General features: G+C 54.1%; 12 protein-coding genes. 5 read left to right on the forward strand and 7 right to left on the reverse strand.

Annotation, left to right across the window (positions count from 1 at the left end; genetic code table 11):
- Nucleotides 1-5 precede the first annotated feature (5 nt).
- The gene (locus B4N58_RS12255; RefSeq protein ID WP_291749785.1) at nt 6-1,037 is read right to left on the reverse strand and encodes an amino acid ABC transporter substrate-binding protein; all 1,032 of its coding nucleotides are present in this window, start codon (nt 1,035-1,037) and stop codon (nt 6-8) included.
- Complete coding sequence (locus B4N58_RS12260) at nt 1,034-1,858, reverse strand: YdcF family protein (protein WP_291749788.1); 825 nt, start codon at nt 1,856-1,858, stop codon at nt 1,034-1,036. The genes B4N58_RS12255 and B4N58_RS12260 overlap by 4 nt, the downstream gene beginning before the upstream one ends.
- 70 nt (nt 1,859-1,928) lie before the next feature.
- Between B4N58_RS12260 and B4N58_RS12265 the strand changes: the two genes are divergently transcribed.
- Both B4N58_RS12265 and B4N58_RS12270 read left to right on the forward strand, forming a co-directional pair.
- Nucleotides 1,929-2,402 (forward strand): acyl-CoA thioesterase, encoded by a 474-nt coding sequence (locus B4N58_RS12265; protein WP_291749792.1) that lies wholly within the window; start codon nt 1,929-1,931, stop codon nt 2,400-2,402.
- A 9-nt stretch (nt 2,403-2,411) separates the two neighbouring features.
- Nucleotides 2,412-2,768, forward strand: coding sequence for an Hpt domain-containing protein (locus B4N58_RS12270; protein ID WP_291749795.1), 357 nt, complete (start codon nt 2,412-2,414; stop codon nt 2,766-2,768).
- Nucleotides 2,769-2,786: 18 nt separating this feature from the next.
- Here B4N58_RS12270 and B4N58_RS12275 read toward each other — a convergent pair whose 3' ends face one another.
- From B4N58_RS12275 to B4N58_RS12295, 5 genes are all read right to left on the reverse strand, one after another.
- Nucleotides 2,787-4,403 carry an ATP-binding protein gene (locus B4N58_RS12275; protein ID WP_291749797.1) on the reverse strand — a complete coding sequence of 539 codons (1,617 nt, stop codon included), beginning with the start codon at nt 4,401-4,403 and terminating at the stop codon, nt 2,787-2,789.
- A 26-nt stretch (nt 4,404-4,429) separates the two neighbouring features.
- Nucleotides 4,430-5,422 (reverse strand): ABC transporter substrate-binding protein, encoded by a 993-nt coding sequence (locus B4N58_RS12280; RefSeq protein ID WP_291749801.1) that lies wholly within the window; start codon nt 5,420-5,422, stop codon nt 4,430-4,432.
- A gap of 120 nt (nt 5,423-5,542) precedes the next feature.
- Nucleotides 5,543-8,260, reverse strand: a complete 2,718-nt coding sequence (locus tag B4N58_RS12285) for a hybrid sensor histidine kinase/response regulator (protein WP_291749803.1) — start codon at nt 8,258-8,260, stop codon at nt 5,543-5,545.
- Nucleotides 8,257-9,246 (reverse strand): ABC transporter substrate-binding protein, encoded by a 990-nt coding sequence (locus B4N58_RS12290; RefSeq protein WP_291749807.1) that lies wholly within the window; start codon nt 9,244-9,246, stop codon nt 8,257-8,259. Before B4N58_RS12290 ends, B4N58_RS12285 begins: the two co-directional genes overlap by 4 nt.
- Before the next feature lie 132 nt (nt 9,247-9,378).
- Nucleotides 9,379-12,108: a penicillin acylase family protein gene (locus tag B4N58_RS12295; protein ID WP_291749810.1), complete on the reverse strand. Its 2,730-nt coding sequence runs from the start codon at nt 12,106-12,108 to the stop codon at nt 9,379-9,381.
- Between the two features lie 219 nt (nt 12,109-12,327).
- On the opposite strand from B4N58_RS12295, the gene B4N58_RS12300 reads away from it, so the two are divergent.
- From B4N58_RS12300 to B4N58_RS12310, 3 genes are all read left to right on the forward strand, one after another.
- The gene (locus tag B4N58_RS12300) at nt 12,328-13,839 is read left to right on the forward strand and encodes a CoA-acylating methylmalonate-semialdehyde dehydrogenase (RefSeq protein WP_291749825.1); all 1,512 of its coding nucleotides are present in this window, start codon (nt 12,328-12,330) and stop codon (nt 13,837-13,839) included.
- Nucleotides 13,840-13,891: 52 nt separating this feature from the next.
- Nucleotides 13,892-16,090, forward strand: coding sequence for a cyclic nucleotide-binding domain-containing protein (locus tag B4N58_RS12305; RefSeq protein WP_291749812.1), 2,199 nt, complete (start codon nt 13,892-13,894; stop codon nt 16,088-16,090).
- Nucleotides 16,091-16,177: 87 nt separating this feature from the next.
- Nucleotides 16,178-16,903 (forward strand): esterase/lipase family protein, encoded by a 726-nt coding sequence (locus B4N58_RS12310; protein WP_008247148.1) that lies wholly within the window; start codon nt 16,178-16,180, stop codon nt 16,901-16,903.
- Nucleotides 16,904-16,951 lie beyond the last annotated feature (48 nt).

Here is a 16,951-nt window from a genome sequence, read left to right on the forward strand (position 1 = left end):
CACCTTCAGCGCAAAGGTGGGGCGTACATCAGCCCGCCTTGGGTCCACAGCGCATTCAAGCCCCGTTCCAGTTTCAGGGGCGATTGCTTGCCCAGGTTCTCCTCAAACACTTCGCCGTAATTGCCCACTTGTTGCAAAATTTTTACCACCCAGTCGCGCGGCAAGCCCAGTGGTTTCCCCAAGTTTTCTGCGCCGCCCAACAAGCGTTGCACAGCCGGATTGCTGCTGTTCAACGCTTGTTCAATATTGCCTTTTCCAACCCCCAGTTCTTCAGCCTCAATCATGGCAAACACCACCCATTTCACGATGGCAAAAAACTCGTCATCGCCACGCAGCACCGCTGGGCCCAAAGGTTCTTTGGAGAAAACTTCAGGCAGCACCACGTAATCATCAGGCTGACCGCTTTGGCTGCTTTTCAAGCCAATCAGTGCCGACACATCAGTTGAAAATGCTTGGCAACGACCACTGAAAAAGGCTTTGTAGGCTGCCTCAAAATTGTCGTACACAATGGCTTTGGCTGTAATGCCTTGCGAGCCCAAATAAGTGCTTAGGTTTTTCTCATTGGTGGTGCCCGATTGAACGCAAATCTCGGCACCTTTCAATTCTTTGGCGCTTTTTACGCCGAAGCGTTTGTGCATCAAAATGCCCTGCCCATCGTAATAGGTAATGGCGGCGAAGTGCGCGTTCAGGCCAGCATCGCGACCCAAGGTCCAGGTGGTGTTGCGGGAAAGAATGTCGATTTGCCCAGCCTGCAAAGCAGCAAAGCGCTGCTGTGAACTTAATGGGGTGAACTGTACTTTTTGTGCATCACCCAACACAGCTGCGGCCACAGCACGGCACACGGCCACGTCCAGCCCACGCCATTGTCCGTCACTGCCCAGGGCCGAAAAACCAGCCACGCCACTGCTCACCCCGCAACGCACGGCATCGCGTTTGTAAATAGCATCCAGCACCGGGCCTGCCTGCGCGGTGTTGGCCACCAGCAGGCAAAACAAGGTGCCCAACAAGCGTGTTGCCCGAAGTTTGAGCAGCTTCACTGACTTCCCCCTGTTTCATAAGCACCGCTTACTTTCAACTGTAGCCGGCCCAGGTATTCTTTAATCGCAACGGTGCTTTCATCCAGTGCCTGTGGCTTGGGCAACCATTCCCAGAAGGCGCGGCTTTCATTCAGCACGCGAATGTCAGTGCGCACCGGGTACACGGTAAACCCTGCGTTTTCGAACCACAACACCGAGCGCCCCATATGAAATGCAGACGTGACCAGCGCAATAGAACGTGCACGCTCGCCCAGCAATTCGCGGGTGCGTACGGCATTCTCAAAGGTAGTTCGGGAGCTGTCTTCAATCACCAAAGCGTCTTCAGGTACCCCCATGTCCAGCATGAACATTTTCATCCCAGGGGCTTCGGCTTCCTTGCGGGGATCGGTTTGAAACTGCCCACCACTCAACACGATTCGTGGGGCTACGCCTTGCTTGTACAGCCTTGCGCCTTGCCACACACGGTCGCCGGCATCGTTCAAATCGGGTAAGGCGCGTACACCATCAAACCGCCCCTCAAGTCCACCACCCAGCACCACAATGGCATCGACCTGTGCGGGCAAGGGTCGGTTGGCTTCCAGCACCAATGCCTCATCTTCAAGCCGGCCCAACAAGCTGTCGCCTACCCATGGAAGGCTGAACGCCAGCAATTGCAGTTGTGCCAACACCAACAGATGCACACGCCACTGCCCTCGGCCAAACAGGCCCAAGCCCGCAAACACAGTCAGGGCGATCCACAACCCCAGGGGGCTTAACAGCCAGATGGCGTACTTGGTCAGCTCGGCAGCCACAGTATTCTCCGCAAATGAATCAAGGGTCATTGTAGACGTGCTACCCCGCACACAAGCGCGCTACACTGCTTTCTTCGACCACTCATGCCTGCCAATTACCATGCCCTTTCCCAACCACCAGCTCAGCATGACCGTGCTGATGACCCCCGACATGGCCAACTTCAGCGGCAAGGTGCATGGGGGACATATTTTGAAACTGCTCGATCAGGTGGCCTATGCCTGTGCAAGCCGGTATGCGGGCATGTACGTGGTCACGCTTTCAGTTGATCGGGTGTTGTTTCGCCAGCCCATTCGTGTGGGTGAACTGGTGACCTTCCTGGCCAGTGTCAATTACACCGGCAACACCTCAATGGAGGTGGGCATCAAGGTGGTGTCTGAAGACATTCACAAAGGCATTGCCACTCACACCAACAGTTGCTTTTTCACCATGGTGGCCATGAACGCCGATGGAACTCCTGGCAAAGTGCCTCCTCTGGAACCCAGCACTGACGAAGATAAGAAGCGGCATGCCAACGCCGAGTTGCGCAAAATATTGCGCAAAGAACATGAAGAGCGCATGAACAATTTGAAGTAAACTAACCAGATGAACTTAAGTCATTTATCGGCCGAGATTGATTTGGAAACCACGCTAGACCGCCTGTGTGGAGACTCGGCTTTGCTGCTTGAAATTCTCGATTTGTTTCTCGATGAGTTCGCGAAAGAACAGGCCAACTTGTTGAGCCGGGTTCATACGGGAGATTACACGGGGTTGGCCAGCAAAGCACATTACTTCAAAGGTGTCGCGCAGAACCTCGGGTTAGAGCGGTTCTTGCCAAAAGTTCAACACCTTGAGCAAGCAGCCAAAGAAGGCGACGCATCGGGCTGCATTGAGGCACTCGATTCCCTGCGTGAAATTGCACGCCACATTCTAGCCCTGAGAAAAAGCATGCAGGCTGCCTGAACTCTGTCTTAAATTCGCTCAAGCCTTTTGCAGGTACTTGCCCAATACTTCAATCAACTTCGCACGGTCCAAGGGTTTGATGAGGTAGTCATTCATTCCTGCATCCAGGCATTTTTTGTCTTCTCCCACCATGGCATGTGCGGTCAGCGCCACCACAGGTATATTCGGGTTTATGCCCGGCACGCTGCCACTTCGAATCATCGCTGTGGCTTCATAGCCATCCATCACCGGCATTTGGCCGTCCATTAACACCAAATCAAATTGCTCTTGTGCAAGCAAATCAATCGCCTCCTGGCCATTGTTGGCAACCTTGCTGGCAAGACCCAAGCGTTCAAGCACTTTGCACACCACCATTTGGTTCATGGCAGCGTCTTCGACCACCAACACTTTTCCGTTAAATTGCTGCACCGTTGGCGCAGTTGCTGTATCGGTACCTGGCGTGGTTTCAATTGTTTCATCACCTTTCAGTTGACCGCTATCCGCTGGCAAACCCAATTTCAGGGAAAACACAATTTCAGTGCCCCGCCCTGGCTCGCTGTGCAGGCGAACTTGCCCTCCCATAAGCGTGACCAACTCCTTAACAATGGCAAGGCCAAGCCCGCTGCCTTGCGCGCGTCGTGTGCTGGAGTTGTCCACCTGCGTGAATCGTTTGAACAGGTTTTTTTGATGCTCGGGCGCAATGCCAATGCCTGTGTCTTTCACAGTAAACTCGAGTACGGCTTGTTGCGCGGTTCGTGACACTTCCTGACAAACCACTTTTACGTGGCCCACATCAGTGAACTTGATTGCATTGCCCACCAGGTTCAATAAAATTTGACGCATGCGCACCGAATCACCAAGGTAAATTGTATTGGGCACACGCTCTGCAGGGCATTGCAGTTCAATGCCTTTGCTGTTGGCATCAAAGGCCAGTGCAGCTTCCACATCGGCAAACACATCAGCCAGTTCAAGCGGGCTGTGGCGCAGGGTTAGTTGCCCACTTTCCACTTTTGAAATATCGAGAATGTCATTCAACAGGCTAAGCAAGGAGGCGGCGCTGCGCTTGGAAGCGGCAGCAAGTTGAAGTTGCTCGGGCTTCAGTTCCGTGTCGAGCAACAGATCAAGCGTTCCCAGCACGCCGTTCATGGGGGTGCGAATTTCATGACTCATATTCGCCAAAAAAGCAGCCTGCGTTTTTTGAGCCTGCAAGGCGAGTTCTTGGGACTGCCTTAGCGACGCTTCGCTTTGGCGTCTCGACACAATTTCCTGTGCCAATGCGGTATTAATTTGCGTCAGTTTGCCCAGGTCAGGTAAGGCCATGATGTGTTTTAACTTGGGCAGCAAATAAATTGCGGTGGCCACTGAAACCAGAGCCGTCACAATTTTTGTAATGCCCTGTGTGTAATACAGCGGCACCCACAGGGTGAGAATGCCCATGACATGCGTCACACCACAGGCCAGAATAAATGCGGCGAACAAATAATAAATAGGCTGCAATTCGGCGTCGGGTCGCTTCTTGGCCACGTACACAATGCCGATTGGAATCGAGAAGTAGGCGATGGCAATCAAGAGGTCTGAGATAACGTGCATGGCCAGCAGTTGTGGATTCCACGCAATACAAAAGCCGTGCGGCAGGTACTCGATCACATTGTTCATTTGTAAATCACTTGGATGAATATCGTTTAGCGATACACAAAATCAACCTGATCCGATTTGTGTTCTCTCAGGAAGCTCGCATCAATATAGTTCAAATACTCGGGTTCTTTGGGCAAATTATTCTGAACATGGCCCTCGCGCTTTGCCCACCTGGCTTGGCCTTGCAGGGTGCTCACCAGCGACTGTTGCAAAGTCATTCGAAAGGTGTACTCATTCCAGTTTTTCTCGATGTGTTCCTGGCTCACCATTTTTTTTCTCAGCAGCAATGCCTGCGCCCTGGAGGGATAATCGCGAATGTAATCGACTGCCTCGCTCAAGGCTTTCATCACACCGCGCACTTGCGCCGCGTGTTTGTTTTTGAATTGGTTTCGCACACTGACATTGAAGGTTTGGGTATAAAGGCGTGGCGCATCCACTTGCACAATGTCACGGCCACCCAGTTGTAGGGCTTGTTCAGCCATGGGTTCCCAAATCGAAATTGCATCCACCCGGCCTTGCTGCAAGGCTTGGGGAAGTTCAGATGCGGCCATGGGCACCTTAATGACCTGCTGAGGATCAACCCCCTTGAACAACAAAAAGGTATCCATGTAATAGTGCGATGAAGATTTGGGTACATAGCCAATTCGCTTGCCAGCCAGACTCAAGCGACCGTTCTGGAGCAAGTTGCGTGACACCAGAAACTTCAGATCGTCCTTGTTGGTCACCAGGGTAGCCAGCACCGAAATCGGATTGTTGTCGTATGCAGCAAACATCACCGGCAATTCCGAAGAACTGGCAAGGTCAGCCTTTCCCTGCCCCAGAGCTTTGATGCAGTCCTGTCCACTGCTGCACTCAATCAGCACGGGATTCACTTGGTGTTTCTCGAAGAACTTTCTCTCCGTGGCCACGTACACCGGCAAAGACATGACAGTGGGCGGCACTGCAATTCGCACCACATCGGCAGCGTCTGCACTTTGAGCAGCCAAAAGCAAAGCCAGCAGCAGGGAGTAGATCCATGTGCTCAACTGAAATTGTTTCATAGCGCCTGCCCTCACGATTTAACAACTCCATGTTGCATCGATGAGAACAACTCGCATGGGTGAATAAGGGTGATTTCAACCCCTTAGTTTGTTACTTTACACTAGTTCACAATTTAACATTCAGTGTATTTGAGCTCTCAACTTGATCTGCGCACCCCAACGCTTTACAGCGTCCAGCACTTTGTCAATTTGCAAGGGCTTCACCAGCACTTCATCCATGCCCGCAGCCAGGGCCAACTGGTGGTCGGCCTCCATTACGCCCGCAGTTAAAGCCAGTATGGGCAGCTGCCGCAAGCCCATCTGGTCTCGCAGGTAGTGGCAGGTTTCCATGCCATCCATGTCTGGCATTTGCACATCCATCAAACACACATCCACATCACTGTGGTTGGGCTGACCAAGCACTTGAATCGCGGCTTGCCCCGATTCTGCCAAAATGACTTTGGCTCCATGGGTTTCCAGAATTTTTTTCAGAATCATTAAATTCAGTTTGTGATCGTCCACTGCCAGCACGGTTAAGCCAGCAAGAAACACCAACTCGTTTTGATTCAACAAACGGTTCACAGCGCTGGTCTTGCCCTGCGAATTGCCCGTGGCCTCTTGCAATACATTTTTCAAAGCCGAGAAAGAAACGGGTTTCATCAACACCGCATCCAGTTGGCCTGTGGAAAGCGGGTTTTGTACTTGCTTCACATCTTTGGGCTGCACCATCAGGGCAACCTTGGCAGATGCCGGGCCATGCGCGGCTTTCAGTTTGTCAGCCAATTCCAGCCCGCTGGTGTGGTTTAACTGGTTGTTCACCACGAACAATCGTGGCCGCTGCCCAGGGGGCAAGCTCAAAGCCTGCTCTGGGTTCACAAAACGTTGGGGAACCACGCCGGTCCACTCCACCATTTGGGCCACACTTTCAAGTTGGGCTTGGAAACTGTCAATGACCACCACATCGTAGGCAAACGCGCTGGTAACAGGCGCTGCGCTGGCCTGCGAATCCAGGTTCAACATCAGCGAGAATGCAAACAGGCTGCCCTGCCCCGGTGCGCTCACGGCCGATATAGTGCCGCCCATCAACTCCACCAGTTTTTGGCTCAAGGCCAAGCCAATGCCCGTGCCGCCGAAACGGCGAGAAATTGATGAATCCGCTTGGGAGAACGACTGAAACAAGCGTTTCATGGCGCCAGCATCCATGCCCAAACCGGTGTCTTGAATAATGAAACGCAACACGCAATGGTGGGTGTCCAGCTGATCCAAAGTGACGCCCACTTTGACATAACCATTCTCAGTGAACTTGATGGCATTGCCCGCCAAATTCACCAACACCTGCCTTAGTTTGGTTTCATCACCCACCAACCGATCGGGCACATTGGGTGCCACAGACACCACAAACTCGATGGATTTGTCCGCCACAGAACCGGTCATTAAATCAGCCAGCGAATCCATTAATTGCCGGGCTGAGAAAGGCCGCTTTTCAAGCTCCATGGCTCCAGCCTCGATTTTGGAGACATCCAGCACGCCACTGACCAAATCAATCAGGCCTCGGCCCGCATTTTCGAGTTTTTCAACAAACTCCAGTTGAGATGAGTCCAGCTTGCTCTGCTTCAAGATGTAAGCCAAGCCAACCACCGCATTCAGTGGAGTGCGAATTTCATGGCTGATGTTTGACAAAAACTCGCCCTTGGCCTTGCTGGCCGATTCGGCCAGTTCTTTGGCCTGCCGAATTTCTTCCTCAACACGGCGGCGCTCAGTGATATTTTGAAAAGCACCCCGAATCATCCAAGGCTTGCGCTGCGCACCATCACCTTGCCAAATGACTTCGCCAAACACATGCACCCAGATCAGCTTGCCTTTGTAGGTACGCAATTGCAATTCAATGTTGACATCGCAGCCTGCGCGCGTGGCATCCTCCAGTGCTTTGGACAGCTTCGCAGCGGAATCTTCGGGATAAAGTGCAATCGCTTCTTCCAGTGTAGGCTGATGCGTGAAGTCTGCCTCAACAATGTCGTAAATTTGTTTTGACCAACTTAACGCATGGGTGTTGACATCCAGAGTCCATGCACCCACACCACACATTCGGCCAGCCACCTCCAGCAAGTGCGTGGTCGATGTCAAATCGGCCAGTCTGTTGTTGAGTTCAAGGGCCAATAAATCAAGCGCTGCGGCCACATCGCCAAGTTCATCGCCTTCCGGCAAATTGCAACGTGCATTCAAATCGCCCGCGCGCATTGCATTGGCCACATTTTCAATTTGTGCCAGCGGTTTGACCACGCGGTAACGAATCAGCAGTAAAAGCAAAAATGAATTCATTCCGAACAGCAAGGCAAAGATCAAAACAATCGCCTTGCGTTTGTGCGTCAACTCCTCATACCGCGCAAAAGCCGAGTCAGAAACCTTGTAGCTCAATTCCGCAAGTTGCTCAGCCTCGGAAATCAAACGGTCGGTCAACACACTGCTGCGCCTTTCGTCCAAATCAATTTCCTGAGAAGTCAGCATGTGCGAAAAACCACTGAACAGGGCCGCAAAGTCGCTAAGTCGCTCCTCCAGCCTGGTGGAAATTTCTCCGCTCTCATCCGAAAAATGAAGGTGATCAAGTTCATCGGTAATCGATTGATGCACCACCCACCACTGCCGAACATTGGTCTCCGTCATGTATTCCGATGCAGTGTGCGTCAACACCAGCATACGCGTGGACAACCGGGAAATTTTGCGCGCAGCAACGCTTTGTTCCAGCACGTCGTTGCGTTGCTGGTTAATGGAAACGACCGTAGCAGTTGCCACCACCACAAGGCCAATCAATAGAACCAAGGCTATTAATACGCCTTGTTTAAGTCGCAACAAAGGTTTCATGGATACACAAAATCAACGGCATTGGGCTTAATTTTTCGCAGCAGGCTAGCGTCAATAAAATTCAGAAATTCGGGTTCGGCCAGGGTTGGGGCAACATGCCCTTCACGCCTCGCCCACCTTGCCTGCCCCTGCACCGTGCTCAACAGCGACTGCTGCAAAGTCAACTCGAACTGATAGGTGGACCATGCGGCCTTCACTGTGTCAAGGTCAACACCCACATCACGTGCCAGTATGCGTTTGGCCTCGTCAGGGTTCTTCTTGATGAGCTGAATTGCTTCGTCCAGCGCACTCAACACAGCAATCGATTTGCGCGTTTGTGCAAGGCGATATTCATTGCTGGCCAACAGGTTGAAGGTTTGGCTATACAACTTCGGAGCATCAACTACTGCCACCTCGTCACCACCAAGGTTCAATGCAATTTGCCCCCAGGGTTCCCACACCGAAATTGCATCCACCTCGCCTTTGGCCAAGGCAGCCGCCAAGGCCTCTGCGCCCATGGGCACCGGTACTGTGGTTTTAGGATCAATGCCGTTGTACAACAAAAACAAATCCATGTAGTAATGGGAAGAGGCCTTTTCCACATAACCAATTCGCTTGCCAGTCAAACCCTTGGTGCCACCTTTCACCGCCGCCTTCCGAACCACGAATTTCATGTCGTCTTTGTTGGTGTTGAAAGTGGTCACCAGGCCAATTGGTTTGCCTTGAAAAACCGCAAACATGAATGGCAGTTCCGAAGACGTGGCCATGTCCACGCGTCCATCGGTCAGTTCTTTCACACACCGGTTGCCACCCAGGCATTCAATCAACACCGGCTCAACCTTGTGCTTTGCAAACAGGTTTTTGTCTTTGGCCACAAAAAATGGCAAAGATAACGGCGATTTGGACACTGCAATGCGTGGCTCACTGGCCCATCCCAAGGAAGACAAGCCCATGAATGCACAAAATATGACGGTGGAGAAACGCGCAACACGCAGGCGACTGAACATGGGGGCTTGAAATCAAAGTGATAACTCACCCACAGTGCGCGTTTTGCAAGGAAGCAATCGAAGAAAAAGGGGGCTTTCGCCCCCTTTTATTGTCACTTTACACTTATTGTCAATTTAACATTTGTAACATGCTCAGTTTGACGCCCTTTGCTGGCGTAACACCTTGGTTTGACCCACTTTGGCCGCCTGAATTTGAGCATCGGTGTAGGGCAAGCGAGCCCAGTTTTTCTGAGAATAAGCCTTGGTGTAATCGTCAAAGTGTGGGTTGGCTGGGTCAGTCGAGAGTGAATAGGTCAACATGGCGTCGGCCTGTGGTTTGCCATTCGCATCCCAGGTCACAGCCTGAATGTAGCTGTTGCCGTACGTAACTTTGTAGCCTTCAGAATTCAGACGGCTGGGTTCTGTACTCACAATCGTAAACGCACCTTCAGGGCTTGTACCCCCGAAAATTGGCGTGGCACTGGCCTGTACTCCAGATTTTTGAATATTGCCCAAAGGCTCGTCCAGCGCAAAACCAGCCGTTTGCACCGCCAAAATCGCATCGGCCAGGGCAGCAGCCGTAAATGGATTGGCAATATTCAGCGTGTTGGGGGTGTTGACCGGATCAACCGCATTGAAGCCATTCGCCCACAAATTGGTCGGCAGTGACAAAGGCACAGGCACATCAAACGGCAAATGCAATTGCGGCACACCCACCGGCAAACCACCTGGGTTGGCAATGGCTCGGCTCCAAAATTCGCGCCACAGGTGCGCACCTTTGCTGTCCAGGTTGGCCTTGCCGTCCCACGCACCCAAAGCAGCGCAGGCGTCGGCTGTTTGCACAGGCATTAAACTGGTACTGAGCAGCACAGGCACTTGGCACAACGCATCGACCACTGATTGCTTGGCCAGCGTCGCCGAGTAAATTTCACTGTTCAGTGCAATTTCTTTCAAGTTATCTTGCGTAAACCGGTTGCCTGGCAAACCATCGGCACCACCCAAACGGCGTTCCGCTTGAAGGGTACACAAGCGGGTGCGCAAAGTTCGCTCCGCATTTTCATCACCAATAATCCGGTCAAATCCAGTCAGTGGCTGACGTGGATTGCTTAACCAATGGCTGTCGTTGCAGTTGGTTACGTAATCGTCACGCTGAAGCGTGGGCAAATTACCTGGGCCAAAAATGCCGGGCGCAGGTGCATCGGGGTCGCTGCCCCACTCGCAGGCCTCGCGAGATCCATTCAGTACGGGCAAGCCTGGTGAAAGTTGGCCCACCACAGTGTTGAAAGGCTCAGCTGCGCAATCGGCAATTTTTTCATCGGTCACATGCGGCACCACAGTCACATCACCATAGTACGCAGGCTTGCCAGGGCCGCTGGCCACGGTATTGACCCAAGGCACACCCAGTTCACTGCCATGTAAACCAATAAATTCTTCCAGCGACTTCGCCATGTTCCACTTGGCAAACTGGTTGATCAGGCGATCATTCTCCACGTTTGCATCCCGCAGGGTAAAAGCCATCAACTGGTTCCAGCCCAGCACCGGTACTCCACTGGCCTCCAATACCAACATGGGCCCGTAGTGGCTGCGGTACATGGTGCGCTGCATGGTCGTAATGCTGCCATCGGGCTGCTTCACTTCAATTTCGGTGGGCAGGGCTATCATGTCGACCATTTCACCTTCGTACATGTACTGGGTCGGATTGGCCGGGTTGATTTGCAACTGGTAAAGCGTAAAGCGGAAAGCCGTTGAAACCGTGTGGCTCCACGCCACGTGCTCATTAAAGCCAATCAACACGGCAGGCACGCCATAAAGGCCCACACCCATGATGTCCATGGCCTTCTCGCCGTTCAACTCCAGAATATTGTGGCTCAGGTACAAGCGCTCGGTGCCCTTCCACGGAAAGTGAGGATTACCGTACACCAGCGATTGACCATTGGCGGTTGCGTCTTTGCCAAAGGCGTACATATTGCTGCCAAAGTGATCCTTGTTCTGCATCGCAGTGAAGGGGTTCGGGTTGGCCTTGAGCAAAGCCACTTGCTCGGCAATACCTGGGCTTTTGGCTTTTTTACCCGCACTGGCCACAGGCAAGCCAGGGGCACCACCGCCCGCGGGCAAGCCGGGCAACACACCCGGAGGTTGGGCATTGCCAATTTCAGTCACAAACACCGAACTGCTGGCCAACACAGCCAGGCGCACAAAGCGGCGATACATGTCGTCTGTCGTAATTGGGGCCAGCCATTCAGCATCGGCACAAGCGGCATGCGCAGGCACCTTGCTGCCGTCGGCTTGCTCGTACTCATGCTCGCCTGCTTTCAGTTCAGCAATGTAGCGGTTTACACCATCTGCATAACCCGTCACCACGTTCTGAAAATCAGGAATGGTTTTGTCGCGCGTGCGCTGCCAGGCATTGCGGGTCACCCCATCGGCGCCCTCTTCTTCAAAGGCAAACAGGCTTTTCCAGAAGAAGTCGCTGGCCACGTTGTTGGCCGTCGAACCATTGGGCTCAATGGTGTAGGTGCCGTCGGGTCCAAAAAAGCGGGAGCGCTCACCGCGAATCGTCAACAGGTCTTCAAGAAACACACACAGGTTATCCTGTGCAAAGGCATAGCCCTGCCCATAACCCAAACTGCCATAGTCCTTGGCACGAATGTGCGGCACGCCATAGGTGGTGCGGGTAATGCTCACGTCGTATTTCAGGTTGGGGTTCTCGTTCGGATTGGTGCGGCCGTCCGTGCCGGCAATCTCGTTGTTGCTGCTGCCCAGGCAACCCGCCAACACCAACAGGGCGACGCTGACCGCGCCTACCCGTAACCCGCGCCGCAACGCGGTCTTGTTCTTCAAGCCTGTAATCACTGCTGTCTCCTCTGCTTTAATTCTGGGCATGCATCGAGGCATGCCATGTGTTAGTAGTACCTCCGTTGATTACATTTGGATTAAAAATCAGGGCTTTACCGACAGGCTTCAGTAAATTGCCTGTGCATGATGCGCTCACCGAAAATTTCCGAAAGCTTGGTGTTAGCACCGATTCAACCCGCACCCGGCTTGCGCGACAATAGTGGTCTTCAGAAGCAACCAAGCAGGCCAAAACACATGCAACCCGCCATGCAACCCTACAAGAACGATCAAACTGTCGCCCACTTCATCAACGGCAACACCGTGAGCATTGCTGGCAGCAAAACAGCCAATGTGTTCAACCCGTCACTGGGCACCGTGGCCCGTCAGGTCGAGCTGGCCGATATCGCCACCGTGAACAAAGCCGTGGAAGCCGCCAAAGCGGCGCTGCCGGCCTGGGCGAACAAGCCGCCTCTGCAGCGCGTGCGCATCATGAACAAATTTCTGGCCTTGATGAACCAACATCGCGACGAACTGGCCGCCATCATCACCGCTGAACATGGCAAGGTTTTTACCGACGCCCAAGGTGAAGTCAGCCGCGGAATCGACATCATTGAATTTGCCTGCGGCATTCCACAGTTATTGAAAGGCGATTACACCGAACAGGTGTCAACCAACATCGACAACTGGACCCTGCGCCAGCCCGTGGGCGTGGTGGCCGGCATCACACCGTTCAACTTTCCCTGCATGGTGCCGTGCTGGATGTTCCCGGTGGCCATTGCCTGCGGCAACACCTTCATTCTGAAGCCCAGCGAACGCGACCCCAGCGCCGGCAATTTCATGGCTCGGCTGTTGAAAGAAGCAGGCCTGCCCGATGGCGTATTCAACGTGGTACACGGCGACAAACTGGCCGTTGAAACCCTGCTGAATCACCCCGATGTGGCCGCACTCAGCTTTGTGGGTTCCACGCCCATTGCGAAGTTCATCTACGAAACTGGCGCCCGCAACGGCAAACGGGTGCAAGCCTTGGGCGGTGCAAAAAACCACCTGCTGGTGATGCCCGATGCCGATTTGAACCAGGTCACCGACGCGCTGATCGGCGCTGCTTATGGCAGCGCTGGCGAGCGCTGCATGGCCATTTCCGTGGCCGTGATGGTGGGCGATGTGGGCGACAAACTGATCCCCAAACTGGCCGCCCGCCTGAAAACCCTGAAGGTGACTGACGGCATGGATCTGTCCGCTGAAATGGGCCCGATTGTCACCGCCGAAGCACTCAAGCGCATTGAAGATTACGTACAGATTGGCGTGGATGAAGGCGCGACATTGGTCGTCGATGGCCGCGGCCAAAAACCGGCTGGTTTCGAAAACGGTTTTTACACCGGCGGCACCTTATTCGACAACGTAAAGCCCAATATGCGCATTTACCTCGAAGAAATTTTCGGGCCTGTGCTCAGCTGCGTGCGCGTGGCCAACTTCACTGAGGGCCTGAACCTGATCAACAGCCACCAATACGGCAATGGCGTAAGCTGCTATACCCGCGACGGCAACGTGGCCCGTGAATTTGGTCGCCAGGTGCAGGTGGGCATGGTGGGCATCAACGTGCCCATTCCTGTGCCCATGGCCTGGCACGGTTTCGGCGGCTGGAAAGCCAGCCTGTTCGGCGACATGCATGCATACGGTGAAGAAGGTGTTCGTTTCTACACACGCCAGAAATCAATCATGCAGCGCTGGCCAGACAGCATCGAGAAGGGCGCGGAATTTGTCATGCCCACCTCGAAATAAACCAATTCGCGTAGACTAGGTTCAACTCAACTTCGGCTGCGCGAATTCTTCCTTGAACACCGAATTCAAAGCGGGCGCACTGGTCGCATTCGGTGGATACGCTCAAGCAATTGTGTACGGCATGCTGGCCTTTGCCCCACTGGGGCAAGCCGGGCTGGCCTACGGCATTTACGCGGGCTTGGCCAGCGCGTTGCTGGGCAGTTTGTTGGGTGCCCTGATCGGGAAAGCGCCTGTTCAATTCGGTGGGCCACGCTCTTCCACCGCCCTTATTGTTGCCGGCTCACTGTTGGGCTTTCTTCAAATTACCGACAAGCACACCGAACTCATGCTGTTGCTGGCGCTTGAAATTGTGCTGGCAGGCCTGTTGATTGCACTGGCTCAACAACAGGGTGTGGGCAAGCTAATGCAGTTTTTGCCTGCCCCGGTGCTTATTGGCATGAACACCACACTGGGCCTTTTCTCGGCCTACAAACTATTGCCTGCCATGCTGGGCTTTGCGGTGTACACCACTGCCCTTCAAGCCGCCAATACCCCGGCCCTGTTTTCTCCCATGGCACTCAGCGTGTCGGCAATCACGGTTGTCGTACTGCTGTACTTCCGCGCCATACGCCCCAACCCCTTGGGGCTGGTGTACGGCCTGGCCTGCGGCTTTACACTGCACGCCCTGTTGCTGTGGGCATGGTCAGGCGCACTGCCCATACAAACCGTGGCGGCCATGCCCAGCCACCCGCTTTTACAAACCGCTCAAACCCAGCCAACGCCAGCCATTCTTGATGGCCTGCAACAAGTGCTTGCCCTGTTATTGAGTACACCCGGCCTGCTTTTACAGGTACTGGTGGGTGCGGCAGTGCTGGCCCTGCTTGTGGTGCTGGAAAGCATGCAGTCGCTGTTGCAAGTGGATCAAACACTGGGGACTCGGCACAACACCCGCCGTGAATTGAACACACTGGCGCTGGCCAATGTGCTGTGCGGCCTTGCGCTGGCCTTGCCCAGCTCCAACTACTTTTCCAGAAGCAACGCAGCGCTGGGTGTCGGCGCGAAAAGCCGCCAAAGCGAAGCCTGGTACGTGGGTTTACTGGGCCTGCTTTTGCTGCTGAGCTGGCCAATTCTGTCCCAATTGCCCCTGCACATTCTTGCCACTGCTGTGGCGGTCAGTTCTCTTTTCCTCATTCAAGGCAGCACACTGGGCTTGCTGAAACGTTTTGCAATGCCCGGCACACGCCGCCAAATGGCACCCACCGAACGCTTTACCGTGTGGGTGGTGCTCAGCATGGTGTTTGTCACCGGCATCAGTAATTTGTTGATTGGCACCCTGGCCGGCGTTCTGTTTGTCGCGGCCTACTTTCTTCAACAACAATCCGGCAGCGGCTTGCGTAGCATTGAATTCAAGCCCGCTGCACGTTCTCGCAGCATGCGCCCGCGCGCCCATCGCCAACAACTGGACAGCGCCTTTGAACACTTGGCCTGGGTGCGCTTTGAGGGCAACCTGTTTTTTGGCAACGCACCCGCCATTGCCATCCGCCTGCAAGATGAATTGGCACCGGCGCAATCGGCTTTACTCGATTTCACCCACCTTCGCTACATTGACGACACCGCTTGCGACTGTCTCGAACGGCTTTTTAAACAAGGCCTGCCTCGAGCCCACACCGTGGCCGTGCTACCCACACACGAACAGGCCACGGGCGGAGTGCCCCTGCTGCGCGGCTGCCTTGCGCGTTTGGGCATTGCCACACAAGGCCACATTGACGACGCTTTTTGGCACATTGAAAACCAGTTGCTGGACCAGACTGCCTATGACAATCTCGCCTGCAGCCCCGAGAGCGCCCTGAAAAACAGCCACCTGTGCGACCACATGAGCCCCGTACAAACACAAGCCTTTTGTGCACACTGGCAAACCACCGCCCTGCCTGCAGGCCAAGCCCTGTTCACCGAAGGCGCTGAGCCTTGCGGCTTGTATGTGTTGCTGCAAGGGCAATTAAGCGCATGGCACCACACCGGGCACAGCAATGAAAGACTCATGCGCTTTTGCCCCGGCAGCATGGTTGGCGAAATGGCACTGATTGACCGCAAAGCACGCTCGGCCACCGTACGCTCAGACACAGCCTGTACTCTGCTATTTTTGCCCACTGCGCAATTTGACCAACTGCTGATGCAGCAACCCGAGTTAAGCCAGATTCTGCAAAACAACCTGGCCCGTGAACTGGCCCTGCGAATACGGCTAGCCAACCAAAGCCTTTCGCTAACCCAGTAGCCTGAAGGCTCTAATAGAGGGTTTCCTCTTTGTGTACAGCCCCGCCTTGCCGTATTTTCTCGGATGTGCACAACCTTGTAACACCCCATGAACAAAGCAGAATTCCAGAAACGCTACGGCAATTCCATTGGCAAACCCAAGCTCAGCTTACTTTTGGGCGAGGCCAAAACCCCGTTTGAAGCCGCCAAACTGGCCGTGGGATGGCGTTTTCTGGCACGCAAAAACGTGGGGCAAGGCCAAACCGTGTTGTTGTTGCCAGGCTTCGGGGCCAGCTCCAGCAGCATGACCTTCATCAAACGCTACCTGAATTCTTTGGGCTACAAGGCCGTTCACTGGTCAGCCGGTTTTAACCACGGCGAAGTGGGCAAACTGCTGCCGCAAGTCATCGCCGACATCAAGGAACATTCCGAGCAGGCGCAGGCACCCATCAAATTGCTGGGCTGGAGTCTGGGTGGCTACCTGGCCCGCGAGGCAGCACGTGAAGTACAACAAAACGTAAGCCGTATTGTCACTATTGGCAGTCCGGTCATTGGCGGGCCCAAATACACCGCCGTGAAAACGCTGTATGACATGCGCGGACTCGATGTCGAGTCCATTGAAAACAGCACCCTGAAGCGCTTTGAGCACCCCATTGTGTGCCCCATCGTTGCGCTGTATTGCAAGAAAGACTCGATCGTAAGCTGGCAGGCCTGCATCGACCGCTTCAGCCCCAATGTTGAACACATCGAGATCGACACGCCCCACCTGGCCATGGGTGTCAGCAAGGAAGTCATGAACCTGCTGCCTTATGCCTTGGGTACACCGCTGAAATAGGCGGGTATTCACCTGTGTCCTCCGGGCTTTTACTGACTTGAAACTTTT

It is taken from the genome of Limnobacter sp. UBA3528 (assembly GCF_002377005.1).
Taxonomy (GTDB): Bacteria; Pseudomonadota; Gammaproteobacteria; order Burkholderiales; family Burkholderiaceae_B; genus Limnobacter.